This is a genomic window from Intestinicryptomonas porci (assembly GCF_033971905.1).
In the GTDB taxonomy this organism is placed as follows: domain Bacteria; phylum Verrucomicrobiota; class Verrucomicrobiia; order Opitutales; family Intestinicryptomonadaceae; genus Intestinicryptomonas; species Intestinicryptomonas porci.
This window is the reverse complement of record NZ_JALBUT010000002.1, coordinates 44,971-64,838: the sequence shown is the minus strand read 5'-3', so window position 1 is coordinate 64,838 and position 19,868 is coordinate 44,971. Positions and strand designations below refer to the sequence as shown.

Genomic DNA, 19,868 nt, shown 5'->3' with positions numbered 1-19,868 from the left:
GTGAAAATTCTTCTTAAAATATTCTACCTCGCCTCTTCGCCGATACTGACAGCGTTTTTGCTCGCCTATTCGGTATTTTCCATATTTTTTGCGACACTCGAAATTCCGAATATCGGCATTGCGGCAGTTCAGGCGAAATTTTTTGAGTCTTGGTGCGCGCTCGCATTCGGATTTATTCCGCTAATCGGCGGAAAAACCGTCGGAGTTCTGGCGATTTTAAACATTTTGGCGTCCGCCCAGAGATTTACAAGGCGCAACATCGAAGGAATGGGCTTTGCAATGACGCACATCGCCCTTGTGCTTTTAATCGTGTCGGGCTTTTTGCAGGCGGCGTGGAGAAAGGAAGGCGCAGTCGTTTTGCAAGAGGGAGTACCCCAAACTTCGATTTTAAAATCTTCAAGCGGACAGCCCGCATTGCTTTCAACGCTTCCCTTTTCCATTGAGCTAAAAAAATTCGCGATAGAAAACTACGAAAACAGCGACATCGCAAAAGACTATTCGAGCCTTGTGGTTTTCAGGTACAGGGACATAGCAATCGAAAAGCTCATAAAAATGAATGAACCCGCAAGCTTCGGCGCGTGGACGTTCTACCAGTCAAGCTATCGAGACGGCGGCAAAACAAGCGTATTGCAAGCCGTAAAAAATCCCGCGGGGCTTCTGCCAACGGTTTCGGTTGCGCTTATAATGTTTGGAATGGCTTTCACTTACGCCGTCAGAATTTTCAAAAAATCCAAATGAAAAAAATCGCCATAACACTCAGCTTTGCCGTTTGCATTGCAATAATCTGCTTCGGATACTTTTTCGGCAAGCGCGGCGCAATTTTAAAAGACGGTGCGGCTCTTTCTGAAATGCCCGTTATGAAAGGCGGTAGGCTCATGCCCCTTTCAAGCGCAAGCGCGGACATCTTGCGCTTCATATACGGCAAATCAAGTGTAAAAATCGGCGACAAGTGGGCGTCGCCAACCGAATGGTTAGTTTATATTAACGCCCGCAAGCTTGAAGCTTCGGAACAAAAATTTTTCAGCACCGACAACCGCGAACTTCAAAATCTGCTCGGCATAAAAGGAAGATACTATTCATACCAAGATTTTGAAAAAAAGTTTGAAGAGGCGTTTAATGCAGCAAACTCGCAGGATAACTCCCCATTTACAAAGGCGTGCAGGCTTGCGATAGAAAAAATCGCCGCGTACGAAGCCGCGTCAAACGCCTTGTCGTTTTGCCTTGAAGGGGCAACTCCGCGCGAAACGTTTGAAATGTGGAAAGCGATGACAAAGCGCGCGGCGGCGGAAATAGAAAGCGCGAAAGCCCAAAATAGAAAGCCTGACTCCGCAATTCTTGCCGATGTTTACCAATACCTGCAAGCCTTTCAGGAAATAAAGTCGCGCCACGACGAGCTGAAAAATTCAAACATTTTGGTGGTCTCAATGAGCGGCGGCTGGCAAACTCCACTCGACGCCCTCTTGGATACCGCCCCGTCCGAAAACAAAATCGAAACGTTTTCGCGCTACGGCGACATTGTGGAGTGCGTTTCCAAAAACAAGCCCGAAGAGGCAGACATACACATAAAAGAGCTTAAAAGCCTGCTGAATCCGCCATTTAAAATCAGGTTTGAAAACTTCGCAAACCGCCTCGACATTTTTTACAGGGGAGCGATTTTATACGCGGTTGCCGCAGTGATTTTGCTTGCGGGAACAATATTAAAAAGATGCGCAAACATCGCCTTTGCCTCGGGCGCGGTTTTTATTTCATGCGCGTTTTTAACGCACGCATTCGGAATGCTCGCAAGAATGTACATACAAATGCGCCCCCCCGTTACAAACCTTTATTCCTCTGTGATTTTCACCGGGCTTGTCGCGGTTGGAATTTGCATTTTTCTGATGCTAAAAAAAGGCAAAAAAATCTACGCAATGATTGCCGCCCCCGCCGGATTTTTATCGCTTTTGATTGCGCTTAACCTGCCCTATTCGGGCGACACAATGGGAAAGATGGTGGCGGTTTTAAACTCAAACTTCTGGCTTACGGCACACATCGTGCCGATGATGTTAGGCTATTGCGGAGTGTTTTTGGCGGGATTTGCGGCGTCTTTTAAGCTTCTTTTTAACGCCGCAAAGCTCGGAAAAGTTTCGGAAGAATCCAATTTTGAAACGGCAAAAACCGTGTATGCCATAATGTGCTTTTCAATGGTGTTTTCGTTTGCGGGAACAATGCTTGGCGGCGTCTGGGCAAACATGAGCTGGGGGAGGTTCTGGGGGTGGGACCCGAAGGAAAACGGCGCGCTGATGGTTGTGCTTTGGTCGGCTTTTGCAATACATCTTTACGCCTTTAAATACGCCAATGCCCGCGCGTTTCTCGCGCTTGCATGTATTGGCAACATTGTCGCGGCATGGGCGTGGTTCGGCGTAAACATGCTCGGAATCGGGTTGCATTCCTACGGATTTATGAGCGACGGATGGCTTTATCTCGCACTCTTTGTCTTGGCGCAATTTTTAATATCGCTTCTTGCGTTCGTAAAATGCCAAGCCGCACCGAATACAAACCATGAAAAATATTTGAGCCAAACCGATTTTTAAAATCTGAAAGGAGAAAAGTTTTCCATTTCCCTGCCGAATTTTGAATACACCGGCTTTGCCATGGGAGTTGAAATGCATGTAATCCAATCCAAGCCGCACTTTTTAAGCTCCGCCAAGACGGATTCCGCGAGGCTTTGGGCAATGCCCATTTTCCTGAAATTCGGATCGACAATCAAGTCGAGGAGATACGCGTCGCCCACTCCGTCCGACAATGCCCTGAAAAAGCCGACCATTTGCCCGCTTTCATCGAACGCCCCAAACGCGCAAAAGCTGTTTTTAATTGCCAAGTTTATCTTTGACACATCGTCTTTTTCAGAAATCCATCCTTCAAATTCATAAAGGCGGGCAACGGCTTCGGAATAATCTTTTTCAAAAGGATTTAACTTTAATATTTTAATTTTTGAACGCATATTGCGATATTACAATCTTGATAAAACAAAATTTCAACAATGATATTGGCAGAGTTAAAAATTCCCGAAAAAACCGCGTTCGACGCGAACGCTCTTAAAGACATTTCAGCGTCCGACAAAGCGCAAATATGCGCACTTATCGCAAAAAATCCATGCGACAGCTGCGAAAGAAATTTCGCCAACCTTTTCATGTGGCGCAAAATGTATAAAACGCAAATTGTAAAATCGGGCGGCTCCGTTTTGCCGTACAACAGCGCAAACCGCGTCATAATGTTCCCGATTGGCGAAGAGCCTTCGCCAAAAGAGCTTTTTGAAACGGCATCAGCATTCATAAGCGCAAAAAAAAGCGACGACGGCTTCATATACGACATTCCGCCAAGCTACGTTGAAAAGAACTTTTCGGAACTTTCCAAATATTTTGAAATAGGAGAAGACGAAAACGAATTCGACTACATATACGATTTAAACCACCTGATAAATCTAAACGGCACGCTGCTGCGCAAAAAGCACAATTTAATAAGGCAGTTCGACAAGCTTTACCCGAACGCCACCTTTCGGGAACTGAACGCGCAAAACGCAAACGCCGCATTCGACTTCATGCTTGAAATAAACCGCCAAAAGGAAATTTCAATAACCTACGGCGGGTTGAAAAACGAAGACGACGCGCTAATGTGCGCAAGGGAAAATTTCGAGTTTTTGAATTTAAGGGGCATTCTGCTCTTTGCCGAAGAGGGCGTTCTTGCGGGCGTTTCAATATTTAGCGAAATAAACCCGCAGATTTACACCGTCCATTTTGAAAAATGCAACCCCGCGTTCAAGGGCGCTCCGCAAAAGTTGGCATGGCTTGAAGCAAACGAAATAAAAAAGCTCGGAGCGTCAAGAATGAACAGGGAACAGGACTTGGGCATTGAAAACCTGCGCCATGCAAAGAGGTCTCTCGACCCCCTTTTCCTTTACAAGCGCAAATTTGCAAGAGTTAAGACAGCGTAAAAACGCCGCGAAATCCGTGCCTTAAAAAACGACTATTTTTTTAAGGTGCAAAGCTTCCGCTTCGGGCTTTTCCAAAACGACTTTTATAAATCTCGCAGTCTTTTTTTCTTTTAGATTTATATGCCAGCGTTTTTTGGCGAGCTTGCTAACAAATATTTTCTCCCAATCTTTGCCGTTTGAAGAAATGTAAACTCCGATTGGCGCGGTTCTAAACGCCATGTGATCGGCGCGGTTTGAAAGCTGAATGCCCGAAATCTGTTGCGGAGTTTTCAAATCCACAACGACATTCGGGTGTACCTCTTTCAAGGTATGAAAGGCGAAGTTTTGCGCGCCCTCCGTAGTGAAATCGTTTACCTTGGGCGACCATCTTTCGTCAACAGAGCTTAGTTTCACGTCTGCGCCATAGCTTATGACTTTCCCCGAAGGCTTCGGAAACAAGCTCTCGTCCTGCAAATTTTCACCCTCTTTCATTTCCGACATCGGATATGTATAGGAGATTTCCTCTGCCAATTTTTCAGGCGTCATATCTTTATCGACCAAGCCGAATTTAAAGCTAAACTTAACAGAGCCTTTAAAGAAGTGCCTGTATTTATCGAGAGTTTCTGGACCGTGGGAGCTGTTTCCGATGCCAAAAACATTCCATGCAATCCTAAGTTCCGAATTTGAATTTTGAGGAAGCTCATGGGGATGGTTCGCATTCTTCATTTCAGCCTGCGAGTTCGGCAAAATTGCAAAAGGAAGAGGCCTGTCAAGCGCGACAAACGCCAATTTGTATTTTGCCTTGTCGCTTGATAAAATCATATTTCTTACGTCTTCGCGATTGCCCGTATCCTGCGTTTTCGGGAAGAGTTCGAGGAACGACTTTACATCCGAAGAATAAATGCCGACATCCGCGCCCGTTTTTCTGTCGCAATAATTTGCCAATGGCCCCCTGCCGTAATACTCGACGTTTTTAAGCGACTTTTCGATGCCCATTCGCACGCCGATTCTTGCCAAATTGAGCTTTTCGGGCAGGTCGTTTACCTTCGTAAACTTGCAGTCAACCTGAACTCCCTGCATGCCCGGGGAATATTTGATTTCCGACAAAAATCCCGCGCCGTCTTCATTTAGCAGGAACTTTTTGCAAAGCACCGATCTCCCGTCGAAAACAACTTGCGGCTTTTCGGTTTTTAGATTGTCCAAGCCGTACATTTCATAGTCGCGCATAGGCGGCTTCATGCTGTCAATCCAAGCCTGCGAAATATCGAAATCAAGAGGCTCTGTGATTAGCGGCGATTTATCTTTTGAAGAAACCGCGCAAACCAAAGCGGCGTCCTTTTTGGAGAATTTTAAATCTATGGCATTTGAATTGCTAAAACAGGATGCTCTAAACACAATAAAATCTTTGTTTTCCGACAATTTTTTGAAATTAAAATATCCGCAAGAAGAAGCTATATGCGCGCTTCTTCCGACATACCGCTGGTGCTTTGCAACCACCTTGCCGCTTTGCTTTTCTTTTAAAGAGATATTTATAAAGTATTCGCCGTTTAAATTTGAATTTTCCACCAGCTTCTTGTCTTTTTCTATTAAATCCGCCGCGTCAATTTCTATTTCCGCGCTCTCCCACGGTGCAATATTTAGCGGCTTTTGCGCCCTTTTCGCCACAACTTTGCCGTTTCGCAGAACTTCGACTTCAAAGTCAAATTCGTTTAAATTTGTCGCCGTAAATTCGTTTGAAACCTTGAATTTGAACGGGCTTTCCGAGTCCTCAAACCATGCGTTTTGGTGGACTCTTTTAATGTCGTCGAACTTGCCCGAATATGTGCGGTCGGCAAAAATCACGCCGTTTAGACAGAAGTTGTTTGAAGACGGCTTCGTGCCCCAGTCTATCCCGTAGGTCAAATACTTTTCATTCGGATTTTCCTTTAGCGGCATCAATAGCGACTGGTCAACCCAATCCCACAAATATCCGCCGTTTAGCGAAGGGTCTTTTCTGAATTCGTCAAAAATCTCCTTTAAATTGCCCGTGGAATTGCCCATCGAATGCATGTACTCGCAAAAGATGAAGGGGCGCGTTTCATTTCTCATTTTTGTCTGGTACCACTTGATGCGCGGAAGCCCGCCATACATGCCCGAAACGAAGTCGGTCGGGCTGTTTAAACGCTCGTTTTTTAAAGTCAGAGGGTCGCGCATTTCGACTTCGGAATGCACGGGACGCCCGCCGCCAAATTCGCGCGCAAAGTCAAGCATTACCTGATGGTTCTTCGTAAAACGCCATGCGTTCTCGTTGCCCAAACTCCAAATAATCACGCACGGCACGTTTCTGTCGCGCAAAACCATGTTCTTCATTCTGTCAAGCGACATCGCAAAGAACCATTCGTTGTCGCCAGGAATTTCGTCCCTCAATCCGTGGGTTTCAAAATTCGCCTCGTCCATAATAGTGATTCCGTAGCGGGTGCAGAGCATCAAAAATTTATCGTCGGGCGGATAGTGGGAAGTGCGGACGGCGTTTATATTGGCTTCGCGCATCAGCTCGACGTCCTTTTTCATCCACTTGAAATCGCATGCCTTGCCCTTGTCGGGAGACCACGCGTGGACATTCGCGCCCTTTATCAGAAAACGTTTGCCGTTCAAACGGCATGTCTTGCCGTCTATCTCAAATTTTCTAAACGCAATGTCTGCGGCGACGGCTTCGGAAACCTTGCCGTTTTGCGACTCTTCCAATATCAGAGTGTAAAAATCGGGCTTGTCCGAAGACCACAATTTAAAGTTTTTTACAAGTCCCGAAATTTCTGCTTTCCCGCCGCTTGCATTTGCCGACTTTTTGAAAACAGCATTTCCGTTTTTATCGACTATGGAGGCAGAAACTTTCGAGTTTTCTCTTCCGCTCAAAAACACGGTCAAGTTTACTTTTGCCTCGTCCAATTTATCATTTAGCTTTATGTCTGCAAAATAATCGCGGATGTAATTTTTGGGGCGGCTAAGCAAGACGACGTCTCGGATTATGCCCATCATGTGCGGCATGTCCTGCATCTCGTAATACGCCCCCGTTGTGTTTTTAAAAACTTCGACTGCCAGCGAATTTTTGCCTGATTTCAAAAACTTTGAGATGTTGAATTCAGCAGGCGTAAAACTGTCCTCGCTGTATCCGACTTTTTCTCCGTTTACATACAGGAAAAATCCCGTGCGCACCCCGTTAAACCTTATGATTGTTTCGCGGTCTGCCCAGCCCTTCGGAAGCTCGAAAGACGTGCGGTAAACCGCTTTTTGGCGGTGTATTTCGGGAATGAACGGGCTTTTTGCAGCTTGCGACATTTCCTCGCCCTTGCCCTTATGAAAACCTTTAAGCCATCTGCCGTTTTTGTCGAAAAACATTTCAAGATTGATGTTGGCGTAAAAAATGCTGTCGTATCCGCAAGCCTGCCACGAATTTGGAACTTCGATTTCGTTCCAGTTGGAATCGTCAAAATCATAATTGAAAAATTCAGGCGAAACTTCTTCGGGCTTTTCGGCAAAAAAGAACTTCCACTTGCCGTTTAAGACATTCGCCCTGCCCGTGTTCTCATAGAGATTTTCCACATTCTCATCGCCTTGCGAAACGGGAACTTTTGAAGAATCGGCATAGGGGACGAAAAACGCCCGCGCAGGCTCTTTGTTTATGCGGAATACGGAAATGTCGTTCCACGCGTTTTGGGCGTCTTTTAAATCGATGCCAAGGCATGAAGAGCCGAGGCATAGCAGTGTCATAATAACAGTGTTTATTTTCATGTGGCAGGTTTGTTAAAAAAATTAAAAAAGCGACTTTGCGTTTTCGCTTGAAATGCGCTTAAACCAAGCCTCGGAAAGCGGCAGGCTCTCAAAGCGTTCTATCGCGCCCGCGCCGCAGTTTGAAGAGGCAAACAAAAACTGAGAAGGCGGAACGACTGTTTTTATCAAATTGAAAAATTCATCGGGAATTTCTCCGTCCAAAAGATAAAAAACTTTCGACATAAACGGCGCGTAAATTCCGCCGTCCCCGCTTTCAACGCTCCTCATTGCCAGGCTCGAAAGCAGGGCGGATCCGGAATGCGGCAAGATTATTTTCAAACCTTCAAAATTTTTAAAAATTCCGCTTTCAGCCAAATTCATCACGCACTGCGCCAAAAGCATATCCCCCGTCTCCAAAGAAAATTCGCCGCCTTTTACATTGGCAAAAAGATAAACGGGCTTTCCCGCTTCGGAAGCCTTCTTCAAGGCGAAAATAAAATGCTCGGAAGATGCGTCCTTTAAAGAGGAGACAAAAAGCGATATTGCCGCGCACTTATCGCCCGATAAAACTTCGTCCAAATACTTGGAAACACTCAAGCCGCTCGAAATGCGCGCGCAGTACTTTAATTCGTCCCCGCCTTTGCAGAATTTCAGAAGAGCAACATTCTTGGAGATTTCCGCATCCGAACTTTCCGACAATGCCGAAAAATCGCAAATTACGGCAGACTTGAACATCGAAGCGTTTTCGGGAGCGCACAAAGCGTCAAAAATGTCCGCGCCGCTTGCAACGTTTCCCCTCGCCCTCTTTACATTTTCAAGCGTGGCATAAGGTCTGCGCTTCAAGGCGGACGCCGATTGGGGCAAAAGGGCAAACGCCGCAAGCGCCATAATGGTTTTTTTGAAAAAATCACGTCTTGAACTGTTCTCCATAGGCAAATTTTATATGACAGAATTATAGAAGCACGAACATCGGCAAATCAAGGTTTTTTACAATTTGCCCGAAGAAGCTTATTTTTAACAAGAAAGTTTTTTTGTTTGCCAAATTCCGAAAATGGACAATGATAAAACGTTAAATTTACAACATTTTTTACTCTCACATTTACAAACATAAAAATTATGGAAGAAAAAATATTGACAGGGAATGTACTCGTCGCCCAATCAGGCGGCCCGACAGCCGTAATTAACGCAAGCTTGGCAGGCGTTGTGACGGAAGCATTGAACCACGAATGCATCGAAGAAATATACGGCGGCTTAAACGGCGTTGAAGGCATTTTGAAAGAACAGCTCATAGACTTGGCGCAGGAATCGCAACAAAACATACGCGGCTTGCGCCATACCCCGGGCTCCGCGCTCGGCACTTGCCGCTACAAGCTGACGAAAGAAAAGGACTTTGTCCGCCTTATTGAAGTTTGCAAGGCGCACAATATCCGCTACTTCTTCTATATCGGCGGCAACGACTCCCAAGACTCCGCAAACAAAATATCGCGCTGCGCGGAAGAGCAAAATTACGAAATGCGCGTAATCGGCATTCCCAAAACAATCGACAACGACTTGCCGATGACCGACCACTGCCCCGGCTACGGCAGCGTTGTAAAATATCTTTGCACGCAAATCCGCGAACTTGCGGCCGACCATGAAGGCATGGGCAAGCACGACTTGGTTTCAATCGTGGAAGTAATGGGCAGAAACGCGGGTTGGATTGCAGCCGGAACAGCCATCGCAAAGCGCAAGAACCAGATGGACGACCCTCCGCACATCATTTTGCTTCCCGAAGTCGCATTCAATCCCGAAGCTTTCATAAACGAAGTGCAGAATTGCCTGCAAAAGAACAAGTACTGCCTCGTTGTTGCAAGCGAAGGAATTAAGGACTCGAACGGCAATTATGTCGCGGCGGCAGACGGAAAAATCGACAATTTCGGGCATGCGCAACTCGGCGGCGTTGGCGACTATTTGCAAAACCTCGTCCAGACATCGCTTTCAGGCGTAAAAGCGCGCTCCTGCAAATTCGGGCACGCCCAACGCGCAGGCTCGCACTGCTCTTCTTTGACGGACTCAAACGAAGCGTTTATGTGCGGACAGGAAGCCGTAAAGGCGGCTGTCAGCGGCGAAACGGGCGTAATGGTTGCGCTTGTACGCGGCGATACCGACAAATATTCCTGCGAAACAAGCCTCGTTGATTTGAACGAAGTTGCAAACGTCGAAAAGAAGTTCCCCGAAAACTGGATTGGCGAAAACCAAATGTCCATAAGCTACCAGTTCACCCGCTACATTCTGCCTTTGATTCAGGGCGAAGTCCAAGTTCCTTTTGAAAACGGGCTTCCCTCTTATGTAAGGCTTGCAAACAACATGGTGGAACAGCTCCTTCCTCCGTACGAACTCTAATTTTAAATTCTTAAAACTACGCGTCGGAATAAAAAAATTCCGGCGCAATTCATTTGAAAAAAAGATGAAAAGAACACACACTTGCAACGAATTAAGACTGTCAGACGCAGGCAAAGACGTAATGCTCATCGGCTGGGTTGAATCATTGCGCGACCACGGCGGAGTGCAATTTTTGGATTTGAGAGACCGCGAAGGCATAACGCAAATAGTATTCCATCCCGAAAAGAAAGAGCTTTTCGAGCAGGTTCAAAAATTGCGCAGTGAAAGCGTAATCCAAGTCTCGGGCAAAGTCTGCAAAAGGGAAGAAGGCACCGCAAACGCGAATTTGCCGACAGGCGAAATCGAAATCAACGCGGAAAGCATGATTATCCACAATATCTGCGAAGTTTTGCCCTTCCCGCTTGACGAAAATGCCGACAAGGTAAACGAAGACTTGCGCTTGCAATACCGCTTCCTCGATTTGCGCAGGCCACGCAACCTCAACCTTTTGAGAATGCGCCACAAGGCGTCGAAGGCAATCCGCGACTATTTGGATTCGCAAAACTTCACGGAAGTTGAAACTCCCGCCCTCTTTAAAAGCACTCCCGAAGGCGCGCGCGAATTTCTCGTACCGAGCCGCTTAAACCCGGGATGCTTCTACGCCCTCAGCCAGTCTCCGCAGCAGTACAAGCAGATGCTCATGGTCGCGGGCATTGAACGCTACTATCAAATGGCAAGATGCTTCCGCGACGAAGACTTGCGCGCCGACCGCCAGCCCGAATTTACGCAGGTTGACATAGAGCTCAGCTTCGTTGACCGCGAAGACATGTACTCTCTTATCGAAAACATGCTTAAAAAAGTCTGGAAAGACGTTCTTGGAATCGACATCCCGACGCCTTTCCCGCGCATGGGCTATTACGAAGCGATGAACCGCTATGGCGTCGATAAGCCAGATACGCGCTTTGAGCTTGAAATCCAAGACTTTACGGAAACTTTCAAAAGCTCGCAGTTCAAGGTTTTCGCATCTGTCGCAAACTCCGAAGGCGGCGCAATCAAAGCTTTCAACGCAAAAGGCTTGGCAGACTTGACGCAGGGCGAATTGAAAAATCTTGAAGACATCGCAAAGACTCTCGGCGCAAAAGGTCTTGCGTTTATCAAGGCAGAAAACGGAGCATGGAAAAGCCCGATATTGAAATTCCTTTCAGAAAGCGAACAAAGCGAACTAAAATCGAAGCTAAACATTGAAGACGGAGACATTGTTTTCTTTGCCGCGTCAAAATGGGAACAGGCTTGCGCGATTATGGGCAGAATTCGCCTTGAAGCCGCGAAACTTCTGCAAAAGCGCGGCAAGCTGGAAATCCCCACCGATAAGTTCAATTTCCTGTGGGTGATAGAATTTCCGCTCATGCTCTGGGACGAAGAGCAAGGCAGATACGTTTCGGCGCACCACCCGTTCACTTCTCCCGTTCCCGAAGACGTGCCGTTCTTGCTTACAGACCCATTGAAGGTTCGCGGACAGCACTACGACATCGTTTTAAACGGCATAGAATTGGGCGGCGGTTCAATCAGAATCCACCAGCCCGAAGTTCAGGAAATGGTGTTTAAAGATGTGCTTAAAATCCCCGCCGACATCGTTGAGTCGCGCTTTGGATACATGCTAAACGCGTTCAAGTTCGGCGCGCCCCCGCACGGCGGCATCGCGCTCGGCTTTGACAGGCTTGTTGCAATACTCACAAACCGCCCGAGCATTCGCGACATCGTGGCATTCCCGAAGACTCAAAAGGGTCAGGATTTGATGGCGCAGTCGCCGTCGGCTGTCACGGAAAAGCAGTTGAAAGACTTGTTCATCGCAACGAATTTGCCCGAATAAGATTATCTTTAAAAATTCATATTTTTCACAAAACGGCTTGGCGATTTTGCTTAAAGCCGTTTTTTTGCGTTTTGCCTACCTCCGCAATGCCCGTAAAATTGTTTGACATTTCGGTTAATTTTTAAGGTAATGGTAATAGAATTTCTATTTTTTACAATGAATGGGGAACCAACAATTTCCATCTTTCAAAAGCAATATGCCTCCCATTGAAAATTTTACATTTGAAAACCTCTCAAAAACAATAAAATCGGCGGCGGATTGGCTGAACGAACGCCAGGCTCCCGACGGCATGTGGTGCGCCCCGCTCGAAACAAACTGCTGCATGGAAGCCCAATGGCTCATGGCGATGTATTTTATCGACTTCAAAGACCCAAAAACAGAAAAAGTCATAAGGTACATTTTGGATCGCCAGCGCGAAGACGGCTCGTGGGACGTATATTACGCCTCGGAACAGGGAGACATAAACACAACGCTTGAATGCTATTTCGCGCTCCGCCTTTACGGGCATAATCCCGACTCCGAATACATGGCGCGCGCCCGAAAATGGCTTCTGGAAAACAAATGGACAGAGCGCATAAGGGTCTTTACCAAATACTGGCTTGCCCTCTTTGGGCAATGGCCGTGGGCTTGCACTCCCGTGCTTCCTCCGGAAATAATTTTCCTGCCAAGCTGGTGCATATTTAACATTTACGACTTCGCGGCATGGGCGCGCTCCACAATGATGCCCATATCAATTTTAACTGCCCGCCGCCCGATAAAAGAGCTTCCAAAAAATCTCCAACCCGACGAACTTTTCCCCGAAGGAAGGGAAAATACGGATTATCGAATGCCAAACAACAGCGATTTTCCGCTGAGCTGGACAAATTTCTTCATGAAGCTCGACAATATGCTTCATACCTACAACCGCTTTCCGATAAAGCCGCTCAGAGAGCAGGCAATAAAACTCGTCTTGCAATGGCTCTTGGAACACCAAGACGAAGACGGCGCGTGGGGAGGCATTCAACCGCCGTGGATTTACGCCATAATAGTAATGCATGTTGAGGGATTTTCCACCGACCAAATAAACATGTCGAAAGCAATCGACGCCTTCAATTTGCACTGGCAGGTGAAAAGGGGCGAAGGCACGATGCTCCAAGCAAGCGAAAGCCCTGTGTGGGACACAATACTTACGATGATTGCCCTGATGGATTCGGGCTACACTCCCGAAAACTGCCCGCAGCTTTTAAAGGCTCTCGACTACATTTTATCGAAAGAAAACAGGTTTTATGGCGACTGGTCGGTGAAAACGGGCAAAAAGGTTGAAGCTTCGGGCTGGGCTTTCCAAAGGGCGAACAATTTTTATCCCGACATAGACGACACTGCGGAAGTCATAATAACTTTCAAAAAAATCCAAAATCTCATTCCCCGCAACACGGAAATAGCCTGCAAGCTTGAAGCCGCGCTGCGCAGGGCAATCAACTGGATTTTTGCAATGCAGTCGAAAAACGGAGGTTGGGCGGCATTCGACAAAGACAACACGCGCGAGCTTGTCACAAAAATCCCGTTCTGCGATTTCGGCGAAGTTCTCGACCCCCCGAGTTCCGACGTCACAGCGCACGTTGTCGAAGCCCTTTCCATGTGCGGATTTTCACGCTCCCATCCCGCTATGGCGCGCGCCCTCGAATTTATTTACAAGGAGCAGGAAGACGACGGCTCTTGGTTTGGCAGATGGGGCGTAAACTATATTTACGGCACTTGGTCGGTCTTAACCGCGCTCGCGGCAGTCGGGGACACGAAAGACACCCCCGCAGTCAAAAAAGCATTCGCCTACTTGCTCTCGAAGCAAAACGAAGACGGAGGATGGGGCGAAAGCATAGCCTCTTACATGGAGCCGAAATATTCGGGAACGGGCATACCCTCGACTGCCTCCCAAACGGCATGGGCGGTTATGGCGATGTTAGGCTTTGACTATCCCGAATATGAAGACGCCGTAAAGCGCGGCTGCGCATTTTTAATATCGTCGCAAAATGCCGATAATACATGGGACGAACCCTACTATACGGGGACGGGCTTCCCCGGATACGGTTTGGGAGCAAAAATAGATTTGAGAAACGGCAAGGCGTTGCCGCAGGGCAAGGAGCTGGCGCGCGGATTTATGCTGAACTACAACTGGTACAGGCATTATTTCCCCCTCACTGCGCTCGGCAGGGCAAGAGCAAAATATTTCGGAAAAATTTAACAATACATCGCGATGAAAAAAGTTTTGGGAATTGACATTGGCGGAAGCGGCGTAAAAGGCGCGATTGTTGACATAAAGACGGGCAAATTTTTGACGGAGAGACTGCGCGTGCCAACCCCAAAGCCATACAGCCTTGAAGGCCTCTTGGACGCGATAGACGAAATCATCAAAACTTTTAACTGGAACGGCGTCGTGGGATGCGGCTTCCCGGGGGTTGTCCGCCAGCAGATAATTGAGACGGCGTTGAATTTGGGTTCGCCCTTTTACGGCGTAAATCTCGCGGAAGAAATCGGCAGACGCTCCGCCTGCAACGCTTGGGTCATAAACGACGCCGACGCGGCGGGCATAGGTGAAATGCGCTTCGGCGCAGGGAAAAACCAAAACGGCTCCGTCTTGATGCTCACGGTCGGCACGGGCATAGGTTCAGCCCTGTTTACAAACGGCAATCTCGTCCCCAATTTGGAATTTGGCAGCATAAAGATGAAAGACAAGAAATCAGGCAAAATGGTGCTTGCCGAAACGCTATGCTCCGACGCCGCACGCAAAAGGCTCGATTTAAAATGGGAAGTCTGGGCGGAAAGATTTAACAAGTATTTAAACTACATACAAAGCCTCATAAACCCCGACCTTATAATTTTAGGCGGCGGAATTTCGTCCAAGCCCGAAAAATTCTTCGATTATCTCGATGTTAAATGCGATTTGGTTTTGGCGTCTCTTGAAAACCGCGCAGGGATTGCAGGCGCGGCGTTTGAAGCGGGAAAAAGAATTTCATAGTCTCCCCAAAAAAACAAGGCTTCTGCAAGCCTTGTTTTTTTTATGTAAAACTATTCGTAGCGCAAAGCTGTAATCGGGTCTAAACGCGCCGCGCGAAGCGACGGGTAAACTCCCGAAACAATGCCTATTGAAATGCTGAAAAGCATTGCGTACATCATGGAATCAAACGGCACTGCCATTTCTTCCGCGCCCAAAATCTGCTTCAAGGCAAACACGAGAGCAACGCTCAAAATCATTCCGAAAAGCCCCCCCAAGAAGCTTATGACAACCGATTCCGCCAAAAACTGCATGAAGATGTCGGACGACCTTGCGCCAAGTGCCTTTCTCACGCCGATTTCCCTTATGCGCTCGTTTATCACCGCCAACATTACGTTCATAATGCCGATGCCGCCCACAAAAAGCGAGATGAGCGCGACGCCGCCCAAGCCCATTTTCCATTTCATTTCGCGCGCCTTGTATTTTTCAAGCTCCGCCTCGCGGGTCGTAATCGAAAAATCCTGAATGCCGTTATGCATCTGGTTCATCGTATTTTCCACTTGCGAAACCACATCGGAAAGATTGCGGGCATCGCGCACTTTCATGTAAATCGTGTTTACGCCCCTGTCGCCGCGGTAGCGCATTGCAGCCGTCGTAATGGGGATATAAATCAGGCGGTTTTTCCTCGCCAACACATTGCGCCCGCCCACAATTCGCTCGTAGTGCTTCATGACACCCACGATTTGGTAAAGAGAACCTTTCACGCGCACAAACTTGCCTATCGGGTCTTCTCCCGGGGCAAATACAACCCTTGCGTATTCACTGCCTACAACCGCAACCGACGCATAAGAGCGCATGTCAAGCTCGCACAAGTTTCTTCCGCGCTCTATTTCAAGCTGACCTATGTCAACGTTGTCGCCGAATATCGCAAACACGGGCATCCATGTCCTGCCGCGCTTGCCTCGCACGCGCTCATGGCTCACCCAGATTTGGGGGCTTATGTACTCAATCAAAGGCACGGCATACCTAATGGCGTAAGCATCGTCTATCGTAAGCCCCTTTGAAAGAGAAGCAATGTCAGCCTGCTCGTCGGGAACGTCCTGCCTAACGACTTCAATAAGCTCCACACCGCCGCTTTCCTCAAACGCCTGGCGCGAATCTTTCATGAGATTGTCAACAACGCTCATCATCGCAACCAAGGCCGCACACCCCAAAATAATGCCTACCATTGAGAGCATCGAACGGATTTTGTGCGACCATATTTCGCCCAATCCGTTTGAGACGCCGACAAAAAATTCAAAAATGAAATTCATTTTGCAAGCGCCTTTCCCTTTTCGGTCAGCGAATCTTCGATAATCATTCCGTCGCTCATTCTTATGACGCGGTGCGCGCTTTTTGCGACGTCAAGATCGTGCGTAACCATTACGATTGTCTGCCCCTGAGCCACAAGATCGTCAAACAACGCCAAAACTTTTTTAACATTCTTTACGTCAAGCGCGCCCGTGGGCTCGTCTGCAAAAATCACGCGCGGGCGGTTCACCAATGCCCTCGCTATCGCAACCCTCTGGCGTTCCCCGCCCGAAAGCTGGTTTGGAATATGGTTTTGGCGGTGGAGCATTCCAACCCTGTCGAGAGCTTCTCTTGCCATTTCCTCCTGATTCCGAATTTTTTCTCGCGAATAAGAAAAGGGCAGCATCACGTTTTTTAAGACGCTTAGACGCGGCAAGAGATTGAATGTCTGGAAAACAAAGCCTATTCTGTTTGACCTGTACCATGCGCGCTTGTTTGCGGAAATTCTCGAAACGTCCGCGCCGTCAAAAATAATTTCCCCGTCGGTGGGGGTATCCATAAAGCCCAATATGTGCATCAGAGTCGATTTCCCCGACCCCGACGCCCCCAAAATTACGGCGTAGTCATTTTCGCAAATCGTTAAATCCACGCCTTTCAAGGCATGGACATCCTCGTTGCCCAAGCGGTAAATCTTGCGCAACGTCCTTGTCTGCATAATTATGCGGCGGTTTTCCGGCATGTCAATTTTCGAGATTATCCGTTTTTTCCTCTTTCGGGAAGTCTGAAATTGGGTTGGTTGCTACATAATTCTTTTTGGGGTACGAAAGCGCAATAATGTCGCCCTCTTTCAGCCCGCGCTTGATTTCGACATAGCGGATGTCGCTAATGCCGGTTTCAACTCGCTGCCTGCGCCATGAGCCGTCTTCGTTTCTAACAAACACATACTGCCAGGCGGCGTCGGCATAAACGGCGGAAAGCATGACCGCGCAAACGTCGCTCACCCTGCTTACGGGAAATTCAACATTCGCGCTGATACCGGGGCGGACTTTCCCGTCGGACGATTTAAAGCCGACTTTCACGGGGAAAACCCTCGTGTTGTTTTCATTCTTCGCGTAAGGAGATTTTGAAAGGACTTCCCCCGTGTACGTCAAATCCTTCATCGACTCAAAAGAAATGATAGGCTGTTTACCGTTTCCGATTTTTTCGATTTCGATTTCGTTGATCTTGACTTCCGCGTACAAATTTTCAAGAGAGCTTACCTTCATCAAAAGCGTTCCCGAGTTTACAGACCCCGCCCCGACAATGACCTGCCCCAAGGTCAAATCCATATCGGTGACAGTCCCGCTTTGAGGAGCCACGATTGAGGTTTTTGAAAGATTGTCTTTCGCCTTTTCCCATTCGGATTTTTTTACTTCGAGCTGAATTCGCGCCTTGTTCAAAGTGGTTTTCGCGTCGTCATAGTCTTTTGCGATTGCAAAGCCCTTTTTCATAAGCTCTTCCTGACGCACGAAATCGCGCTCCGCCTGCTCAAGCGAAAGCTTTTGCAAATTGTACTCGTTGTTAGCCATTGATTCCTCCGATTGAAGAGAAGTCTTGTCAAGCTCAACAAGAAGGTCGCCCGCCTTAACGATGTACCCGTCCTCAACCAAAATACGCGAGATTTTGCCGTTTATTTCCGAACGGATTTCCGTACTTACGATAGGCTCAACAAAGCCTGTCGCCGTTATTTTTTCGTAAATATCCACGCGCTTAACGGGTTGGGTAGGCGTCGGGTCGAGAGCTTCCCTCGCGCGGATTTCCAAAATGTATTTTCCCAAATAAAAAGTAATTAGCGCGATTGCGCCGACAATCAAAGTTCCCAAAAATATTTTTTTCATATAGTTTACCCCTTAATCTTTTGAAACCGCTTTAGTGGAAGGCGGAAGCTCGTATTCGCCCAAATCGCCCCATGTAAATGAATGGCGCCGCAAAATTGTGCCGTCAAGCCGCGAAAGCTTTGCGCGCGCGAGAATGACGGAATAGACCGCGTCGAGATAGCGGCTTTTGGATTCGTCCAAATCCCTCTGCGCCTGCAAAACGTCGCGAAAAGTGACAAGACCTACGTCATACAAAGCTTTTTGTTGGTCGAAAGACTCCATGTTGAGTGCCAAAGTCCTCGCCGCACTGCGCCGAGTTTCAATGCCCGCCTCCAAATCGCGGTATGCGGAACGCAGGCTTTGCATCAAATCCTGGCGAACGTTCGACAAGTTGACTTGCGACTGCCTCAAATTTATCTGCGACTTTACCTTTCTTGCCCGCTCCTCGCGCAATCCCCACGGAAGCGCGAAATCCACCCCCGCATTCCAAGAGTAGCCCTTGCGCTGTGCGGCGTGTTTGTAAGAATCCAAATAATTGTCGTCCTTGCTCAAAACCGACGCGCCCGCCCGCAGGTTCAAAGTGGGATTTACGTTGTCGTCGGCAACTACGTATTCAAGCCTGCTGCGCTCAATGGCTTCCATTGCTATTTGCATGTCGAGATCGAATTCGAGCGCGCCCGAAACAACGCCCTCGAAATTCGGCATTTCAATATTGTCCTGCGGCAAAACCGCAACCGCGAACATGGGGTTGTTGTCAAATTCAAGTTTCCCGAAAGTCCCCAAAAGCTCGTCGTTGTTCTGCTGTATGAGCTGTTCGGCTGAAATCATTTTTTCCTCCGCCTCCGCGATGTTGGCTTCCGCCTGCAAGACGTCCTGCCGGCGAATAATCCCTACCCCGAACTTTGCCTTGTTCTCTTCAAGAAGCTTCTTTGCAAGCTCCAAATTGCTTCGGCGCAAATCCCTGAAAGCATAAGCCGCCGACAAATTCCAGTAAGCGACTTCCGAATTCAATATCGTATCCAAAATCTTCTTGCGCAGTGCAAGCTCGCTTTCCTTGCGGTGGGAGCGCGCTATTGCAATGGGAGCCAAATTTACCGCAAAACCCGCGCCCTTTAAGACGGGCTGGGTCACGTCAACGCCAATGTTTGCGACATAATACGGATTTAAGGAAGCATCGTGAGAATTAGTCTCCGTCCTTGAAGAACCTGTCCAGACTTTCACGCTTCCTCCCGTTTCCACTTTTTTTTGCAAATTCAAATTGTAATTCAAATAATTGTTGCGCGGAATAATCGCGCCCTCGACATAAGACGAAGAGCGGGAGTCCTTGGAATCCGTGTAAGTAAATGAAAGATTAAGCTGAGGATCAAAAACCGACTCCTCTATTTTTACGTCCTGCGAAGTTTTTTCAGGCTCAAAACGGGTGTAAATCAAATTCAAATTGCCGCGCATTGCCGCATCTATTGCATTTTGCAACGTAAGGGGAGTTTTTTTAAGCTCCTCCGCGCTCGACACATCGGGGTCCACATTTTTAATGTCAATATTTTTTTGAGAAGCCTCTGCGCCGCCCGCCACAACAACTTCTGATTTATCGGGAACTTCCGCATTGACAGCCTGCCCTGCCGACAAAAGAAAAGACGCAGACGCCGCAATAAACATCAACTTTTTAAAAACCCCTATATACATATATCATTTTCGATAAAACCACTTTGACTCTGCCTGCGCAAGCATTTTTGAAAATATTTTTTAAACTTTAAACGATTTTTGAAAAAGAATTACGATATTCTAAAATATTGACTTTTCATCCTGTTTTTGAGATTTTTGTATCGT

The 19,868-nt window shown here is 47.6% G+C and carries 14 protein-coding genes; 7 read left to right on the top strand and 7 right to left on the bottom strand.

All coding sequences use genetic code 11. The features are described from left to right. Both MOX91_RS02070 and MOX91_RS02065 read left to right on the top strand, forming a co-directional pair. On the top strand, window positions 1–738 hold the full coding sequence (locus tag MOX91_RS02070; RefSeq protein WP_370396418.1) for a cytochrome c biogenesis ResB family protein: 738 nt from the start codon (window positions 1–3) through the stop codon (window positions 736–738). Next, window positions 735–2,570 carry a cytochrome c biogenesis protein gene (locus tag MOX91_RS02065; protein ID WP_370396417.1) on the top strand — a complete coding sequence of 612 codons (1,836 nt, stop codon included), beginning with the start codon at window positions 735–737 and terminating at the stop codon, window positions 2,568–2,570. Before MOX91_RS02070 ends, MOX91_RS02065 begins: the two co-directional genes overlap by 4 nt. Here MOX91_RS02065 and MOX91_RS02060 read toward each other — a convergent pair. Next, window positions 2,567–2,980 (bottom strand): GNAT family N-acetyltransferase, encoded by a 414-nt coding sequence (locus MOX91_RS02060; RefSeq protein WP_370396416.1) that lies wholly within the window; start codon window positions 2,978–2,980, stop codon window positions 2,567–2,569. The two genes, MOX91_RS02065 and MOX91_RS02060, sit on opposite strands and share 4 nt — an antisense overlap. Before the next feature lie 39 nt (window positions 2,981–3,019). Between MOX91_RS02060 and MOX91_RS02055 the strand changes: the two genes are divergently transcribed. Beyond that, a complete protein-coding gene (locus tag MOX91_RS02055) occupies window positions 3,020–3,970 on the top strand; it encodes a phosphatidylglycerol lysyltransferase domain-containing protein (RefSeq protein WP_370396415.1) in 951 nt (316 codons plus the stop codon). A 21-nt stretch (window positions 3,971–3,991) separates the two neighbouring features. On the opposite strand, the gene MOX91_RS02050 is transcribed toward MOX91_RS02055, so the two are convergent. Further along, on the bottom strand, window positions 3,992–7,717 hold the full coding sequence (locus MOX91_RS02050) for a glycoside hydrolase family 2 TIM barrel-domain containing protein (RefSeq protein WP_370396414.1): 3,726 nt from the start codon (window positions 7,715–7,717) through the stop codon (window positions 3,992–3,994). Between the two features lie 21 nt (window positions 7,718–7,738). Further along, window positions 7,739–8,626 (bottom strand): amidohydrolase family protein, encoded by an 888-nt coding sequence (locus MOX91_RS02045; RefSeq protein WP_370396413.1) that lies wholly within the window; start codon window positions 8,624–8,626, stop codon window positions 7,739–7,741. Between the two features lie 186 nt (window positions 8,627–8,812). Between MOX91_RS02045 and MOX91_RS02040 the strand changes: the two genes are divergently transcribed. From MOX91_RS02040 to ppgK, 4 genes are all read left to right on the top strand, one after another. Beyond that, window positions 8,813–10,078, top strand: coding sequence for a 6-phosphofructokinase (locus tag MOX91_RS02040; protein WP_370396412.1), 1,266 nt, complete (start codon window positions 8,813–8,815; stop codon window positions 10,076–10,078). A 64-nt stretch (window positions 10,079–10,142) separates the two neighbouring features. Continuing rightward, window positions 10,143–11,927 (top strand): aspartate--tRNA ligase, encoded by a 1,785-nt coding sequence (gene aspS, locus MOX91_RS02035; RefSeq protein WP_370396411.1) that lies wholly within the window; start codon window positions 10,143–10,145, stop codon window positions 11,925–11,927. Between the two features lie 196 nt (window positions 11,928–12,123). Continuing rightward, window positions 12,124–14,145 (top strand): squalene--hopene cyclase, encoded by a 2,022-nt coding sequence (gene shc / locus MOX91_RS02030; RefSeq protein ID WP_370396410.1) that lies wholly within the window; start codon window positions 12,124–12,126, stop codon window positions 14,143–14,145. A gap of 12 nt (window positions 14,146–14,157) precedes the next feature. Continuing rightward, window positions 14,158–14,919, top strand: a complete 762-nt coding sequence (gene ppgK / locus MOX91_RS02025; protein WP_370396409.1) for a polyphosphate--glucose phosphotransferase — start codon at window positions 14,158–14,160, stop codon at window positions 14,917–14,919. Between the two features lie 50 nt (window positions 14,920–14,969). On the opposite strand, the gene MOX91_RS02020 is transcribed toward ppgK, so the two are convergent. The 4 genes from MOX91_RS02020 to MOX91_RS02005 are packed head-to-tail and all read right to left on the bottom strand — an operon-like array spanning window position 14,970 to window position 19,697. Continuing rightward, on the bottom strand, window positions 14,970–16,208 hold the full coding sequence (locus tag MOX91_RS02020; protein WP_370396408.1) for an ABC transporter permease: 1,239 nt from the start codon (window positions 16,206–16,208) through the stop codon (window positions 14,970–14,972). Beyond that, a complete protein-coding gene (locus MOX91_RS02015) occupies window positions 16,205–16,924 on the bottom strand; it encodes an ABC transporter ATP-binding protein (RefSeq protein ID WP_370396407.1) in 720 nt (239 codons plus the stop codon). Before MOX91_RS02015 ends, MOX91_RS02020 begins: the two co-directional genes overlap by 4 nt. Before the next feature lies 1 nt (window position 16,925). Next, window positions 16,926–18,062, bottom strand: a complete 1,137-nt coding sequence (locus MOX91_RS02010; RefSeq protein ID WP_370396406.1) for an efflux RND transporter periplasmic adaptor subunit — start codon at window positions 18,060–18,062, stop codon at window positions 16,926–16,928. Between the two features lie 12 nt (window positions 18,063–18,074). Then, complete coding sequence (locus MOX91_RS02005) at window positions 18,075–19,697, bottom strand: TolC family protein (RefSeq protein WP_370396405.1); 1,623 nt, start codon at window positions 19,695–19,697, stop codon at window positions 18,075–18,077. Between the last annotated feature and the right edge of the window lie 171 nt (window positions 19,698–19,868).

Excerpts from the sequence above, each read along its gene's own strand:
- MOX91_RS02040 (WP_370396412.1), top strand. The coding sequence starts at position 8,813 with ATGGAAGAAAAAATATTGACAGGGAATGTACTCGTCGCCCAATCAGGC.
- MOX91_RS02065 (WP_370396417.1), top strand. The coding sequence starts at position 735 with ATGAAAAAAATCGCCATAACACTCAGCTTTGCCGTTTGCATTGCAATA.
- MOX91_RS02010 (WP_370396406.1), bottom strand. The coding sequence starts at position 18,062 with ATGAAAAAAATATTTTTGGGAACTTTGATTGTCGGCGCAATCGCGCTA.
- MOX91_RS02060 (WP_370396416.1), bottom strand. The coding sequence starts at position 2,980 with ATGCGTTCAAAAATTAAAATATTAAAGTTAAATCCTTTTGAAAAAGAT.
- MOX91_RS02055 (WP_370396415.1), top strand. The coding sequence starts at position 3,020 with ATGATATTGGCAGAGTTAAAAATTCCCGAAAAAACCGCGTTCGACGCG.
- ppgK (WP_370396409.1), top strand. The coding sequence starts at position 14,158 with ATGAAAAAAGTTTTGGGAATTGACATTGGCGGAAGCGGCGTAAAAGGC.
- MOX91_RS02005 (WP_370396405.1), bottom strand. The coding sequence starts at position 19,697 with ATGTTTATTGCGGCGTCTGCGTCTTTTCTTTTGTCGGCAGGGCAGGCT.
- MOX91_RS02045 (WP_370396413.1), bottom strand. The coding sequence starts at position 8,626 with ATGGAGAACAGTTCAAGACGTGATTTTTTCAAAAAAACCATTATGGCG.
- MOX91_RS02050 (WP_370396414.1), bottom strand. The coding sequence starts at position 7,717 with ATGAAAATAAACACTGTTATTATGACACTGCTATGCCTCGGCTCTTCA.
- MOX91_RS02015 (WP_370396407.1), bottom strand. The coding sequence starts at position 16,924 with ATGCCGGAAAACCGCCGCATAATTATGCAGACAAGGACGTTGCGCAAG.
- shc (WP_370396410.1), top strand. The coding sequence starts at position 12,124 with ATGCCTCCCATTGAAAATTTTACATTTGAAAACCTCTCAAAAACAATA.
- MOX91_RS02020 (WP_370396408.1), bottom strand. The coding sequence starts at position 16,208 with ATGAATTTCATTTTTGAATTTTTTGTCGGCGTCTCAAACGGATTGGGC.
- aspS (WP_370396411.1), top strand. The coding sequence starts at position 10,143 with ATGAAAAGAACACACACTTGCAACGAATTAAGACTGTCAGACGCAGGC.